Origin of the sequence: Pseudomonas sp. 2835 (assembly GCF_050435905.1) — a bacterium.
In the GTDB taxonomy this organism is placed as follows: Bacteria; Pseudomonadota; Gammaproteobacteria; order Pseudomonadales; family Pseudomonadaceae; genus Aquipseudomonas.
The window spans coordinates 155,517-167,685 of the sequence record NZ_JBNDLE010000006.1 but is presented as its reverse complement, the minus strand read 5'-3'; the positions used below and the strand labels follow the sequence as shown (position 1 = coordinate 167,685).

Annotated in this window: 12 protein-coding genes; 2 read left to right on the top strand and 10 right to left on the bottom strand. The window is 61.7% G+C overall.

What is annotated here, in order from left to right; genetic code table 11:
* Positions 1–46: 46 nt before the first annotated feature.
* From ABIE20_RS10970 to ABIE20_RS10955, 4 genes are read right to left on the bottom strand one after another with little or no spacing between them, the layout of a single operon-like run.
* Entirely contained in the window at positions 47–1,153 is a 1,107-nt protein-coding gene (locus ABIE20_RS10970) for an agmatine deiminase family protein (RefSeq protein ID WP_429505114.1), read from the bottom strand.
* 24 nt (positions 1,154–1,177) lie between these two features.
* A complete protein-coding gene (locus ABIE20_RS10965) occupies positions 1,178–2,269 on the bottom strand; it encodes an extracellular solute-binding protein (RefSeq protein WP_429505113.1) in 1,092 nt (363 codons plus the stop codon).
* Complete coding sequence (gene aguB / locus ABIE20_RS10960) at positions 2,266–3,171, bottom strand: N-carbamoylputrescine amidase (RefSeq protein ID WP_429505112.1); 906 nt, start codon at positions 3,169–3,171, stop codon at positions 2,266–2,268. The genes ABIE20_RS10965 and aguB overlap by 4 nt, the downstream gene beginning before the upstream one ends.
* A complete protein-coding gene (locus ABIE20_RS10955) occupies positions 3,168–4,229 on the bottom strand; it encodes an agmatine deiminase family protein (RefSeq protein WP_429505111.1) in 1,062 nt (353 codons plus the stop codon). The genes aguB and ABIE20_RS10955 overlap by 4 nt, the downstream gene beginning before the upstream one ends.
* 125 nt (positions 4,230–4,354) lie before the next feature.
* On the opposite strand from ABIE20_RS10955, the gene ABIE20_RS10950 reads away from it, so the two are divergent.
* Both ABIE20_RS10950 and ABIE20_RS10945 read left to right on the top strand, forming a co-directional pair.
* The gene (locus ABIE20_RS10950) at positions 4,355–5,212 is read left to right on the top strand and encodes a LysR substrate-binding domain-containing protein (RefSeq protein ID WP_429505110.1); all 858 of its coding nucleotides are present in this window, start codon (positions 4,355–4,357) and stop codon (positions 5,210–5,212) included.
* A gap of 54 nt (positions 5,213–5,266) precedes the next feature.
* The gene (locus tag ABIE20_RS10945; RefSeq protein ID WP_429505109.1) at positions 5,267–5,626 is read left to right on the top strand and encodes a helix-turn-helix domain-containing protein; all 360 of its coding nucleotides are present in this window, start codon (positions 5,267–5,269) and stop codon (positions 5,624–5,626) included.
* Here ABIE20_RS10945 and ABIE20_RS10940 read toward each other — a convergent pair.
* The 6 genes from ABIE20_RS10940 to ABIE20_RS10915 all read right to left on the bottom strand — a co-directional run bounded on the left by ABIE20_RS10940 (position 5,623) and on the right by ABIE20_RS10915 (position 12,093).
* A complete protein-coding gene (locus tag ABIE20_RS10940) occupies positions 5,623–6,513 on the bottom strand; it encodes a trypsin-like serine peptidase (RefSeq protein WP_429505108.1) in 891 nt (296 codons plus the stop codon). The two genes, ABIE20_RS10945 and ABIE20_RS10940, sit on opposite strands and share 4 nt — an antisense overlap.
* A 52-nt stretch (positions 6,514–6,565) precedes the next feature.
* Positions 6,566–7,342, bottom strand: coding sequence for a hypothetical protein (locus tag ABIE20_RS10935; RefSeq protein ID WP_429505107.1), 777 nt, complete (start codon positions 7,340–7,342; stop codon positions 6,566–6,568).
* 163 nt (positions 7,343–7,505) lie between these two features.
* Positions 7,506–8,180 (bottom strand): polysaccharide lyase family 7 protein, encoded by a 675-nt coding sequence (locus ABIE20_RS10930; RefSeq protein WP_429505106.1) that lies wholly within the window; start codon positions 8,178–8,180, stop codon positions 7,506–7,508.
* A gap of 677 nt (positions 8,181–8,857) precedes the next feature.
* Positions 8,858–10,210 (bottom strand): glutamine synthetase family protein, encoded by a 1,353-nt coding sequence (locus ABIE20_RS10925; RefSeq protein WP_429505105.1) that lies wholly within the window; start codon positions 10,208–10,210, stop codon positions 8,858–8,860.
* A gap of 23 nt (positions 10,211–10,233) precedes the next feature.
* The gene (locus ABIE20_RS10920) at positions 10,234–10,791 is read right to left on the bottom strand and encodes a helix-turn-helix domain-containing protein (RefSeq protein WP_429505104.1); all 558 of its coding nucleotides are present in this window, start codon (positions 10,789–10,791) and stop codon (positions 10,234–10,236) included.
* A gap of 12 nt (positions 10,792–10,803) precedes the next feature.
* Positions 10,804–12,093 carry an NAD(P)/FAD-dependent oxidoreductase gene (locus ABIE20_RS10915; protein ID WP_429505103.1) on the bottom strand — a complete coding sequence of 430 codons (1,290 nt, stop codon included), beginning with the start codon at positions 12,091–12,093 and terminating at the stop codon, positions 10,804–10,806.
* Positions 12,094–12,169: the final 76 nt, after the last annotated feature.

Here is a 12,169-nt window from a genome sequence, read left to right as displayed (position 1 = left end):
CTCATGTTCGGGCCTGGCGCAAACGCTTGTCAAACCCGGCGGCGGCTCATGCCGGCATGTTCTTGCTGACGCAATGTATGCCGCCGCCGCCCGCGGCAATCGGGTCGATGTTGACCTGCTCGATGGTCCGCCCCGGGTACAGCTTGGCCAGCAGCTGCTTGCAGTGCTGGTCAGCTTTCGGGTCGCCAAACTGTGGGGCGATCACCGCGCCGTTGATCGGCAGGTAGTTGATGTAGCCGGCGGCAAACTCCGGGTTGTCGCGGGTAAAGCGGTTGCTGCGCAGTTTGCTTGGCGGCGGCAGCAGGTGCACGGTCAAGCGGCGGCCGTCGGCGTCGGTGGCCTGCTTGAGGATTTCCAGGTGCTTGCGGGTGACCCGGTAATCGTAAGCGTCCGGGTCGTTGTCGAGGTTGGCGATCACCACCCCCGGCTCGACGAAGCGCGCGTAGAAGTCGACGTGGGCATCGGTGATGTCCTGGCCCTTGATGCCCGGCAGCCAGATGATCTTGCGCAGGCCAAGGTTGGCTTTAAGCTCGGCCTCGACATCGCTGTGGCTCCAGTCGGGGTTGCGGTTGGCATTGACCCAGCAGCTTTCGGTGATGATCGCCGTGCCGTGGCCGTCCACTTCGATGCCGCCGCCTTCGCCAGTCAGCTCGCTTTGCAGGTAGGGCACGTTCAGGGTTTCGCTCAGCGTTGCCGCCACGCGGCTGTCGTTGCGGTGGCGTTGCTTGTTGCCCCAGCCGTTGAAGTTGAAGTCCATCAGCGCGCTGTTGCCATCGTCGTCGATGACGAAGCAGCCGCCATAGTCGCGGATCCAGATGTCGTCCAGCGCCATGGGCAGGAACTCGATGTTATTGCTGCCACATTGCTCGCGCGCCTCGGCCAGGTCTTCGGGGCGGCAGAGTACGCTGACCGGCTGGTAGCGGGCGATGGTCCGGGCCAGTTGCGCGATGCAGCTGTTGACCGCGTCCGCCTGGTCTTCCCAGACATTTTCGGCGGCGGCAAACGCCAGGAAGATCCGCCGCTGGGGCTGGTCTTCTTCGGGCATGAACCAGCGTTGGTCAGCGGCCATGGCCAGGCGCAACGGGCCCAGGCCCAGGCCGGCAATGCCGGCGGCGACTGACAGATGCTTGAGAAAGGTACGACGGGGTGTCATCGGTGTGGCTCTCGTAGTTGCGGCTCAATGGGCCGAGGAAGTCTTGAGGGTGGTCCAGGTACGCATGCGCGCGCGCATGTCTTTCTGGGTAATGTCCTTGCCCGGGATCAGCCGCGCGTAGGTTTCGTCGCTGACATAGATGTCCGGGTTGTCACGCATCTGCGGCTCGACCAGTGGCCGAGCCTTGGCGCTGGAGGTGGGGTAGCCGGTGAACGAACTGATGGCGGCCATCTGCTGCGGCTGCATGACGAAGTTGATAAAAGCGTAGGCGTATTCCGGGTGGGCGGCGTCGGCAGGAATGGCCATGCTGTCCATCCAGATGGTCGTGCCTTCCACCGGGATGTGGTAGCGGAACTCGACCTTTTTACCGGCGGCATCGGCGGTGCGCTGGGCCTGGATCATGTCGCCGCTATAGCCGAGGGAAATGCAGGTATCACCATTGACCAGCTGGGTCACCGGCTGCGACTGGAACTTGCGGATGTACGGCTTGATCGCCCCGAGCATCTGGCGGGCGGCGAGCAAGTCGTCGGCCTTGCCGCTGCGCGGGTCCTTGCCCAGGTAGTGCAGCACCACCGCCAGCACTTCGTCGGGGGAGTCGATCATCGAGATACCGCAGTCGGCCAGCAGCGCGGCGTTCTCTGGCTTGAACAGCAAGTCGAGGCTGTTGACCGGGGCATTGGCGATGCGCTGCTCGATGGCCGCGCGGTTGTAGGTCAGGCCGATGCTGCCCCAGGTGTAGGGCACGGTGCTCTCGCGCGAGTTGGGGTAGCGCTGGTGCAGGCGCTGCAGGCCGGGCTCGATGTCTGCCAGGTGTTCGAGCTTGGCCGGGTCGAGCTTTTGCAGGGCGCCGGCGCGGGCCAGGCGTTCGGCGACTGTGTCGCCGGGGAAGATCAGGTCGTAGCCGCTGTTGCCCGAGAGCAGCTTGGCTTCCAGGGTTTCGCTGCTGTCCATGACGTCATAAATGACCTTGATGCCGGTCTGGGCGGTGAAGTCCTTGAGGGTGTCCTCGGCAAAGTAGTCGGCCCAGTTGTACAGGCGCAGCACTTTGTCTTCGGCGCTGGCCAGGCTGCAGCCCAGGGCCAGGGAAAGGGCGAGCAGGGTTTTCAGGCTGTTCATGCGCCGTGCCTCCAGGTGCTGTGCGGGTGACGGCCGTCCAGGCTCAACAGGGTGGCGTACATTTCCGGCCGGCGGTCGCGGTAGATACCCCAGGTCAGGCGCTCTTCGCGCATGTGCGCGAGGTCCAGTTCGGCCAGCAGCACGCAAGGGTTGTCGCGATCGGCTTCGGCCAGCAGCCGGCCCTTGTGGTCGGTGATAAACGACGAACCATAGAAGCGCATGTGCAGCTCGGCATCGCTTTGCGCTACTTCAACGCCGGTGCGGTTGGCGGTGATCACCGGGAGGATGTTGGCGGCGGCGTGGCCGCGCTGGGTCAGCTGCCAATGGTCGCGCGAATCCAGCGCCGCAGCGCCGGGTTCGGAGCCGATGGCGGTGGGAAACAAGAGGATTTCTGCACCTTGCAAGGCCAGGCAGCGGGCGGTCTCGGGGAACCACTGGTCCCAGCAGATGCCCACGCCGAGGCGCCCGACCGCGGTGTCCCAGACCTTGAAACCGGTATCGCCGGGGCTGAAGTATTCCTTTTCCTGGTAGCCGATGGCGTTGGGGATGTGGGTCTTGCGGTAGACACCGAGCAAGCGCCCGTCGGCATCGGCCACGGTCAGCGAATTGAAGTAGGCATTGCCGGCCTGCTCGAACCAGCTCAGCGGCAGCACCACGTTCAATTCCGCCGCCAGCGCGGCAAAGCGCTGCAACAGCGGGCTGTGCTCGTAAGGTTGGGCTAGGGCCAGGTGCTCGTGGCATTGCTCGATGCAGAAGTAGGGCGTGGCGAACAGCTCTGGCAGCAGGATCAGCCTGGCCCCGGCCGCAGCCGCCTCGCGCACCAGTCGCTCGGCGCTATCGAGGTTGTCTTCAAGGTTCCAGCTGCAGGCCAACTGCAGGCTGGCGACGCTCAGCACGCTCATGGCTTGGCTCCGGTCAGGGGCCAGGCCGGTTGCTGCTGGGTGATGCAATGCACGCCGCCACCGCCATGGGCCAGCTGGTTGATTTGCACCGGTACCACGCTGCGGCCGGGGAAGGCCTGCTGCAGGGTGGCGGCGGCCTGCTGGTCGGCGTCGATGCCGTAGGCGGGCATGATCACCGCGTCGTTACACAGGTAGAAGTTGGTGTAGGAGGCGCAGAACACTTCGGCATCGGTATCGACCGCAGCGGAGGCTTCGTACAGGTCGATCAGCTCGAAACTGCGGCCACGGGCGTCGGTCGCCAGTTCCAGGGCGCGGCGGTTTTCTTTCGCCACCTGGGCGTAGACCGAGGTTTTGTCGTGGGTCGCATCGACCAGCAGCACGCCGGGCCGGGCGAACGCGCAGACGCCGTCGACGTGGCCATCGGTCATGTCGCCGGTGACGTAGTCCGGGTCGCCCGGCAGCCAGATGACCTTGTTCACCCCCAGCAGGCGCACAAAGATTTCCTCCATGTCCTGCTTGCCCAGGCCCGGGTTGCGGTTGGGGTTGAGCAGGACCGATTCGGTGGTGATCAGCGTGCCGTCGCCATCGACATGAATGGCGCCGCCTTCATTGGCCAGAAAACTGCCGAAGCACGGCAGGCCCAGGTCATTGAGCACACGCCGGGCCAGGCCTTCGTCAAGGTCATGGGCCGACTTGCCGCCCCAGGCATTGAAGCGCCAGCTGACCCCGGCCAGACCTTGCTGCGGGTGGCAGATGAAGCTTGGGCCGGAGTCGCGGCACCAGCTGTCGTTGACGGCGATTTCGATCAGCTCGATGTTGGCCCCGCACAGCGCCCGGGCCTGGCTGACGGCGCTGGGGTCGACGACCATCTTCACCGGCTCGAAGCGGGCGATGGCGTTGGCGACGCGGGCAAAATCGACTTGCACGTCTGCCAGGGTCACGCCCCAGGTTGATTCCCACAGGGCCTGGTTGTGCGGCCAGACCATCCAGGTGGCAGTGTGGCGGGCCCACTCGGCGGGCATGAACCAGCCGTTGGTGTTGGCGCTGTCGTTGTGCATCGCAATAACCTTCAGTTAAGTAATTGTTTTCAGCAGGAGTTGCTGGGTGTCCATGCTATAACTGGGCTTTGCACCTGAACAAACGATGGATTTTGCCGATATATGATTAGCTGGGCTTATCAATCATGCTGAAACACTGGCCACCTCTGAACACTCTGCGCGGCTTTGAAGCGGCGGCGCGCCTGGGCAGTTTTCACAAGGCCGCCGAAGAGCTGCACCTGACCCAGTCGGCGATCAGCCAGCAGATCCGCAGCCTGGAAAACTACCTGGAGCAACCGTTGTTCTTTCGCGAAGGGCGCAGCGTGTCGCTTACCGATGCCGGCCACGACCTGCTCAGCACCACCCAGGTGATGCTGCAGCAACTGACCGTCGGCATCCGTCGCCTGGAGCAGTACCGCAAGCCCAACCAACTGGTGGTCAACACCACCCCGGCATTCGCCCGGCACTGGCTGGTGCCGCACCTGGGCGACTTTCATCGGCGGCACCCGGAGGTGGACCTGTGGCTGTTCACCAGCGATGAAATCCCCGACATGACCACCCAGACCATCGACGTCGCCGTGCGCGACGACATCAGCGCCCAGGCCGATTGCGGGTTTCGGGTGTTGTTGCAGGATCGGTTGTATCCGGCCTGTCATCCTGGTGTGCTTGAGCTTGCCGCCGATGTCCGAACTACGCTTCATGGCGAACGTGAAATGGACTGGAGCTACTGGAACACTCAAGGTGGTGCTGCGGTTGGGCAGCAACTGCATGGCCTTAACTTTTCAGACCCGGGGCAATTACTGGACGCAGCCTGTCAGGGGTTGGGGATCGCGTTAGTAAGTGAACTGCTGGCTGAACGCGCACGGCAAGAGGGCGTATTGGTTGCACTGACAACCCAGGCGATTCGCGGTCCCAAATGGGCGTGGCTGGTACATCGCAACAGTGAAGCAGATGTACTGACACAACGCTTCTGCCGATGGCTCGAACACAAGTTGGTCGACTGAGCTAAGTGGTCAGGGGAGCCCCTTCTGTAAGGATTGAATAGAAGGAGATCAGTAGTGCTGAAGGATCGTCTGAAACAAGCACTTGAACTGAAATGTCGAGGCAAACGGTATGCGTTGGCCGTTGAAATAGGAGTGCATCCTAGCTCAGTCAGCCGATGGCTTCAGGGAGGGCCGATAACAGTAGAAAACCTGGTGCAAATCGCCACCGCGCTCGACATTTCACTGGATTGGCTGGTGTTGGGCAGAGACGGGGGATGTTCAAAGGCTGATGCGCTGAGTTCGGTTGAGGGGCGCTTGCTCGCTGAACTCAGGTTGATGAGCCCAGCTTCTATCGAGTACCTGGCGGGTTTTGTCGAGTCATTGTCTCAAGGGGGCCAAGCGCGTTCAGCCGGCCCCGCCAGGGAGGCTATCTAGATCAGGATGCCAATATGTTTGAGCAGTACGATCAGGTTGTTGCTGGAAAACCTGGGTGAGAACGACGACTGTGAGTTCTCTACACCAGAACTTTGCATACCCGCGGCGTAATATCGATTTTGCAGGGCGTCGTAAACCAGCCAGGGACTACCACTGCTTCCCTGTTCCATGGTATTGACGGCCTTTAGTACCACTTCAGTTCCCTGGACCCTGGTTTCCAAGAGTTCGCCGTCGCTTTGCCACAGTAACGAGCCATTGAAATCGTAACCATTCGCCGGCTTTGCGGGGTAGCCGGGGTCATAGTAGAAATTGAAGGGGGGCTGGGTGGGCTGATAGTCAAAGACTGCATGCAATGACGGTGTCGATACGGGAACGGGGGTGTCCGGAATAATCGCCCCTAGGTCCCAGTACTCCCGCAGGCCGGTCTGATTGATCCATCCGTTCAGGGTACTTGCGTGGTGGGCCGTGAAAACTTGCCCATAGTCCCCGGCTGAGTATTGGCGCATGACATAGAAATCACTGGACCAGTGGCCCTTGTCAAAAACGACATGCCCCGAAGTCAGAATGGCCTTGCCGCTATTGGCCTCGACGATCCAACCGCTGGCGACATAATCCTGCCCCAGGTTGCGGTAGAAAATCTTGCACATGGCGTCATATGGCGGGCGGGAAATATCCGGTGGAACAAAGGTGCGTGCGAACACTGAGGGTAACGGCTCGGCTTCGCCGAGTAGGTCAGCGCTGGGCGCGGGCAGGCCTCGCTCAATCGCGTTTTTCCGGCGAAGCTCGGTCCAGTCGGGGGTATTGAGTAATTGTTGTCGGGGGGCGTCGACTGGTCTTGAGGGGTCAGTCACGTCAGCCACTTGCCAGTTTTTGCGGTCAATGGTCATCCCTGTCACTCCTTTGTTAGAGGGCGCCCCGCAGGGGCGCCGGTGAGGCGAATTACTTCAGGAAGCAGAGTTTCACCCCAGGATCCTCAGGCGAAGTCGAAGACCTAGACCAATCATCAACGGATTTCTTATCCAGGTTGGCCAGCGACGATGCATAGGTCTTGATCTGGTCAGGCAATACCAGGTATGTCGTCATGCGAACTTCATAGTCCTGCTCTTGTACATCCGATTTACCATTCTGCTGATGGAACATATGTAGAGAGGTGTAATAAATATAGAGTTTCGGGTTGTGTGGGTCGCTCATGTCCAGGGTGGATTGGCTGAACAGATTTTTCCATTGTTCCGAGCTTTTTTGACCAAACACTGATTTGGCCATGTCGGTGATCGACTTCTTGATTTTGTCTAGATCTTGTGTGCCCAAGCTGCTGTACAAATTGCTGATTTGATCAATGAGCAGGTTGTAGTCTTTGCTATGGAAGACCTGCTTTGTACTTTCGTTCGAGTTGAGATGGACAAAGGGGCAGTTATCCATTTCATTGATGTACTGGCTAAAGGCTGCAGCCAGTTTATCCGGGGAGGTATTGGCCGGGTGGAAGTCGGCCCGAATCTGCACATGGTTCATGATGCTGGCCAGCGCCGTCGGCAGGTTTTGCGCATCCGTATAGATGGCAATGCCGGAGGCTTGGGGGTCTGTACTGTCGTACCCCAGAAATACGCCTCGGGCGGTTGCTGCAGATTGATCGGTATCACCCGGAGTTTTAAGGTCGTAAGAGGATGCGCCGCTGCTTACCCAATTTTGCACAATGTTGCGAATATTAATATTGCTCATGTCCATCTCCTTATGAAGTGTGCACCCTGAAAGGTGCAACTGAACTGTCGCAGGGTAACTTTCTATGAGCAATGAGTGTGCAATGCGCGACGCGCAATTTGTGCATGAAGGTGTTGCGTAGGGCGCAAGTTTATAGTCTAGGTTTCTCTTTAGTACTCAGGTTTTATTGATGGCCAATAGCGAGTGCGCTGATAATGCAGGCCGAGCCATCAGTGTCGGAAGTGCTATTGCTGTAATCGACTTGGTTGTAGACGCCGCCATGGAAGTTGAAGGTGCGGCTGTTCCAGCTGGCATCCATCTGCAACGGGCCACTGCTGGCGGTGCTGCCATTGCAGGTGGCGGCGAGGGTCACCACGCCCGCAGCGGTCACATCGAGGATGATCTCGAACGCGGCGCCCAGCGGCACATTGGCCAGCAGGGTGACGCTGGCCGGGGCGCTCTGGTTGTAGCTGCGGCGAAAACCATAAGTGAGCTTGCCCTTGTTCCAGAACACCTTGACCGCCGGGCTGTCGTCGTCTTTGACGTGCAACTGGGAGATCACCACCTTCTGCGCCGAGTTGACCTTGCTCAGGGTCATGGTCTGGTGGTTGTGGTGTTTGCTGGCGCTGGTGAGTGACCAGTAGGAGGGTTCTTTCCATTCGCAGCGGGTGCGGTGGGTGCTCTTGCTTGAGGCGCCTTTGGTTGGGGCGGTGAAGCGGACCGAGCCGTCGTCGAGCCGGGCGATGATTTTCGGCAGTTGCGCCAGGGCCTGGGCGCCGGTCAGCTCCAGGGCGGTGGGGTCGCTGGTGGACTTGGGTACCGGGGTGGTGATTGTCAGGCGATCGATGTTGACGCTCATGGGTTTCTCCTTTGGTTTTCGGTGTGGGCCCTCTCTGAAATAGATGTGGGCTTGAGCTAATATTTAGCTTCAAGCTAAAGTTTCGTCAATGGCTAAGTGGATTATTGGACCTGTGAGAGCTGGCTTGCCAGCGATGAGGCCGGTACAGCCAGCACAGCAGGTGGTGTCTGGATTGCGAGCGCTGCGCGCTCGATCGCTGGCAAGGCCAGCTCCCACAGGCTTCGCGTACACCGAACCATTGTAGGAGCCGGCGTTGCCGGCGATGAGGCCAGTGCAGCCAGCACAAGAGGTGCTGACTGGATTACGAGCGCTGGCAAGGCCAGCTCCCACAGGTTTGGCGTACACCGAACCATTGCGTGGAGCCGGCGTTGCCGGCGATGAAGCCAGTGCAGCCAGCACATCAGGTGCTGACTGGATTACGAGCGCTGGCAAGGCCAGTTCCCACAGGTTTGGCGTACACCGAACCATTGTAGGAGCCGGCGTTGCCGGCGATGAGGCCGGTACAGCCAGCACAAGAGGTGCTGACTGGATTACGATCGCTGGCAAGTCCAGCCCACAGGTTTGGCGTACACCGAACTATTGTAGGAGCCGGCGTTGCCGGCGATGAGGCCAGTGCAGCCAGCACAAGAGGTGCTGACTGGTTTACGAGCGCTGGCAAGGCCGGTTCCCACAGTCGCTTAGAGAAACCAGCGATACTCCCGCGCACTCACTTCATGCATGAACGCCAGGTGGTCCTGGCGCTTGTTCTCGCAATAGACCATGACGAACTCACTGCCCAGCCGCTCATTGACCACCGGGTGATGACGCATCGCCGCCACCGCTGCGAGCATGTCCTTGGGAAAGTCGATGCCGCTGCTGCGGTCTTCGTTGAGTGGCGCAATCGGCTCTTTGCCTGCCTCCAAACCGTGTTCCATGCCACTTAAAATCGCTGCCAGCACCAGGTACGGGTTGGCATCGGCGCCGGCCAGGCGGTGTTCGATGCGCAGGTTGCGCGGGTCCGATTCGGGGATGCGGATGCATGCGTCGCGGTCTTCAAAGCCCCAGCTGGCGCGGCTCGCGGCGTTGACCATGGCACCGTAGCGGCGCATCGCGTTGTGGTTGGCGGCAAAGATCGGCATGCACTGCGGCAGCAACTCCAGGCAACCAGCCACGGCATGGCGCAGCGGCCGCTGGTTGTCGGCGGCCAGCAGGTTGTTGCCCTGTTGGTCGTAGAGGCTGACATGCACGTGCATGCCGCTGCCCGGCGCGTCGAGGTAGGGCTTGCTCATGAAGCTGGCACGCATGCCGTGCTTGAGCGCCACGCCACGGGTGCTGCGGGCGAACAGCGCGGCCCAGTCGGCGGCGCGCAGGCCGTCGTCGCAGTGACCGAAGTTGATTTCGAACTGCCCCGGGCCCAGTTCTGCGGTAATCACGTTGGCGTCCACGCCTTGCTCGTTGGCGGCCTCGACCATGTCCCGCAGCACGTCGGAGTAACGCGACAGGCGCTCGATGTGCATGTTCGGCTGGTCATCGGCATCGCCGCTGAACGGGTCGCGGGGGAACTGCGGCAGGCCGTCTTTGAGCGCGCGGTCGAACAGGTAGAACTCAAGCTCAAAGGCTACCACCGGGCAAATGCCGCGCCGCTCCAGGCGCTGCAGCACCCGGGCGAGCACTTCACGAGGCTCGAATTCGATCGGCGCGGCGGTGCCGTCAGAGCTGATCAGCATCTGCCCCAGCGGCTGGTTCTCCCAGCGCACCGGCTTGAGGGTGCCGGGGATCAGCCGCCGTGGCGCGTCCGGGTCGCCGTCGTTGAAGCAGTAGTCGCCGATCGGGTACAGGCCACCCTGAACACCCAGCAGCACGCAGTTCTGCGGCAGTTTCAGGGCACTGCCGGCAGCGACTTTTTCGAGCATGTCGATCGGGTAGCGCTTGCCATAAAAATGCCCGGGGATGTCCAGGCTGATGAGGTCGACATAACGCACCTGAGGATGCTCGGCGCGGAACGCGCGTACTTCACTCAGCAGATCAGGGCAGTCTTTTATTGTTGTCATCACGTGCGATCCTGCGCTTGGTTTCAACGGAATACCCAGAGCACCCGGGTACTGTGTTCGGTCAGGTTGGCGTAGCGGAACTGACTGTGCGGCGGCAGCTGGAAGCTGTCGTTGGCCTGCAGGGTGACCGGCTTCCGGGCGTCATCGAGCCAGAGGCTCAACTCGCCTTCAAGGACAAACCCGCCTTGCTCGGAGCTGTCGTCCAGGTGCCCGTCACCGCTGCTGGCGCCCGGCGCCAGGTGGCTTTCGAGCATCGAGAAACCACCGTTGAGCTTGGGCGAGACCAGCACGTCGGTGACCCCGGCGGCGTAGTACAGGGTGCGCCGTTCGCCGGGGCGGGTGACCCAGTCGACTTGCCGCGGCTTGCTCAGGTTGTAGAAGTAGGTGGTCGGCACGCACAGGGTTTCGCTGATGGCGGTGAGGTCGGCCACGGTCGGCCGCGACAGGCCGCGCTCGACCTGGGACAAAAAGCCCACCGAGCGGTCGATGCGTTCGGCAAGCTCGCCAAGGGTCAGGTTGCGGTGCTTGCGCAGGTCGCGGATAAGGATCGCCAGGCTTTCGATTTCTTCCTGCATGTCCATAAAGGGGTTCTCTCAAATAGTGTCGCGCAGGCGGTACCAGGCTTTGCCGGCAGCCTCCAGTGGTGCGGCGAGCAGGTCGCCACCGGGGAAGCGGCCGTTGTCGATGGCCTGGTACAACGCCAGCAAATCGTGGTTGCCAAGGATCGCATCACTCACCGCGCGGGCACCGGCCAGCGTCGGTAGCACGCCATGCCCGGAAAAGCCCTGCAGCCAGTAGCGCTGGCCCTGGCCGCCGATGTCCGGGGTGCGGCGCAGGCTGCAATCGATATGCCCGCCCCAGGCGTAGTCGATCGCCACGCCCTGCAGCTGCGGGAAGGCCCGTTCCAGCACCGGGCGGGTGGCGGCGGCAACGTCCTTGGGAATGCCGCCCAGGTAGGTGCAACCGCCGCCGAACAGCAGGCGCTGGTCCGGGGTCAGGCGGAAGTAGTCGGGGACGAACTGGTTGTCGATTACGCAGCTGTTGTGCGGCAGCAGCGAACGGGCCAGGGCCGGGTCCAGGGGCGCGGTGGCCACCTGGTAGGAGCCCACCGGCAGCAGGCGCTGCGACAGCGGGCGGTCAAGCTGGTCGATGTAGGCGTTGCAGGCCAGCACCAGTACATCGCTGCGGATTTCGCCTTTATCTGTACGGGCGACAAAGCCTGCTGGAGTATCGCGGTAGCTGAGCACCCGGCTTTGTTCGAAGATCCGCCCGCCGGCCGCTTCGATGGCGCTGGCCAGGCCCTGGGCCAGCTTCAGCGGGTTGAGGTGGGCGCCTTCGGCATCGTACAGCGCGGCCTGGTAGCGCGGGCTGCCGATCCATTCGGGCAATTCGTCGCGCTCGATCACCCGCAACTGGTCATAGCCCCATTTAGTTTCGGCTTCGTGCCTGGCGTCGTGGAGCATGGCTACCCGTCGCGGTAGCACCGCCGCCCACAGGCTGCCACGCTGGTAATCGACGGCAAAACCGTGGCGCTCGGGCAATTCACGCAGTTCGCTGGCGGCCCAGCGCATGCTCTGCCACAGACGCCGTGCGCGCTCCTGACCCAGGGCCTTTTCCAGCGGCGCCATGTCGCACGACCAGCCCAGCAACGCCTGCCCGCCGTTGCGCCCGGACGCCGCCCAGGCCACCCGGCTGGCTTCCACCAGGGTCACTCGCTTGCCGGCCAGGGCCAGGCGCAGGGCGGTGTGCAGGCCGCTGAAACCGGCGCCGATAATCAGCACCTCGGTGTCCAGGCGTTCTTGCAGGGTAGGGCGCAGAGGGATGGCGGCGGGGTAGGTCTGGGCGTAGTAGCTGGCGACATGCTGGGCAGATTGCTTGAACACGACGGACCTCATGAATTTTTATTGGTATTTTTTCATGAAAAACTACCAGATAAATTTCACGAGGCCAAGCGAAGCC

Excerpts from the sequence above, each read along its gene's own strand:
- ABIE20_RS10920 (WP_429505104.1), bottom strand. The coding sequence starts at position 10,791 with ATGGACATGCAGGAAGAAATCGAAAGCCTGGCGATCCTTATCCGCGAC.
- ABIE20_RS10965 (WP_429505113.1), bottom strand. The coding sequence starts at position 2,269 with ATGAACAGCCTGAAAACCCTGCTCGCCCTTTCCCTGGCCCTGGGCTGC.
- ABIE20_RS10970 (WP_429505114.1), bottom strand. The coding sequence starts at position 1,153 with ATGACACCCCGTCGTACCTTTCTCAAGCATCTGTCAGTCGCCGCCGGC.
- ABIE20_RS10950 (WP_429505110.1), top strand. The coding sequence starts at position 4,355 with ATGCTGAAACACTGGCCACCTCTGAACACTCTGCGCGGCTTTGAAGCG.
- ABIE20_RS10930 (WP_429505106.1), bottom strand. The coding sequence starts at position 8,180 with ATGAGCGTCAACATCGATCGCCTGACAATCACCACCCCGGTACCCAAG.
- ABIE20_RS10935 (WP_429505107.1), bottom strand. The coding sequence starts at position 7,342 with ATGAGCAATATTAATATTCGCAACATTGTGCAAAATTGGGTAAGCAGC.
- aguB (WP_429505112.1), bottom strand. The coding sequence starts at position 3,171 with ATGAGCGTGCTGAGCGTCGCCAGCCTGCAGTTGGCCTGCAGCTGGAAC.
- ABIE20_RS10925 (WP_429505105.1), bottom strand. The coding sequence starts at position 10,210 with ATGACAACAATAAAAGACTGCCCTGATCTGCTGAGTGAAGTACGCGCG.
- ABIE20_RS10940 (WP_429505108.1), bottom strand. The coding sequence starts at position 6,513 with ATGACCATTGACCGCAAAAACTGGCAAGTGGCTGACGTGACTGACCCC.
- ABIE20_RS10955 (WP_429505111.1), bottom strand. The coding sequence starts at position 4,229 with ATGCACAACGACAGCGCCAACACCAACGGCTGGTTCATGCCCGCCGAG.